We start from the raw sequence: 1,087 nt of genomic DNA on the forward strand, positions 1-1,087 counted from the left end.
GTTCTTGATAGTATGTTCTTATTTTCTCATCATATTGTAACATACTTTCTATGTTGTCTTCACTATAAATTTCTTCTTTTACTACCACATCAATAGGTAATCTTAATTTACTACCAACCTTCTGTGCTGGATAGCCTAAGCACATACCGAAGACTGGATAAATTTCATCTGGAATGTTTAATAGCTGACATATTTTATCTGGATTATTACGTATACCGCCGATAAAAACACCTCCTATACCAAGACTTTCTGCTGCTAGCATCACATTTTGTGCATACAGTGCTGTATCCACTGTAGAGATGATAAACATCTCTGTATACCCTTTCTTAGCTTCTTTACCATGTCTTTCAGAGGCATCAGATAATCTTTTTAAATCGGCACAGAAAACCAAGAAGTCTGAGGCTTTTTCTATATATGCCTGTTCTCCACTTAGTTCAGATATCTTTTTTCTCATACTTTCATTGTTGACTCTAATAACTGTATAGGCTTGAAGAAAACTCGAAGTAGATGCATATTGAGCTTTCTCTAAAATGTACTTCAGAGTCTCCTCTTTAATTTTTTCATCGGTATACTCTCTAATGGATACATGATTCCCTATCAACTCTATCGTTTTGTTCATAATGCCATCCTTTCATATGATCCTTCAAAAAAAGAGCCTAAGGCTCTATATTTCGAATGCTTTTTCTGATACTTTTGCTAATAGCTTAATGGCAGCTTCAACATCATCCTTAGATACTGTTTCATGAGCACTATGAGCGTATCTAGTTGGAATTGATAGACAAGAAGCAGGAACGCCTTCTCTCGTTAAACTAATACCACCTGCATCAGTACCACCAAACTCAAGTACTTCCATTTGGTATTTGATCTCTTCAGATTTACATGTTTCAACTAAAACCTGATTTACTTTCGGATGAGAAATCAACGAATTGTCTCTAACCTTAATTGCAACACCATCATGAAGACTGATTTTAAATCTTTTTGAACCAGGCATATCTCCTGAAGATGTAATATCCACAGCTAAACCAACATCAGGATCTACGGTGTACGCAGATGTTTTAGCACCTCTAATACCGACCTCTTCTTGAAC

At 35.8% G+C, this 1,087-nt stretch carries 2 protein-coding genes; both read right to left on the reverse strand.

Annotated elements, in window-relative coordinates:
- Positions 1-619, reverse strand: a 619-nt coding sequence (gene nfsA / locus JF818_RS11175) for an oxygen-insensitive NADPH nitroreductase (RefSeq protein WP_198892087.1), incomplete at its 3' end; no start/stop codon positions are given.
- Between the two features lie 45 nt (positions 620-664).
- A partial coding sequence (locus JF818_RS11180) for a M20/M25/M40 family metallo-hydrolase (RefSeq protein ID WP_198892088.1) occupies positions 665-1,087 on the reverse strand: 423 nt, incomplete at its 5' end.

This window comes from Sphaerochaeta sp. S2 (assembly GCF_016406725.1).
In the GTDB taxonomy this organism is placed as follows: domain Bacteria; phylum Spirochaetota; class Spirochaetia; order Sphaerochaetales; family Sphaerochaetaceae; genus Sphaerochaeta.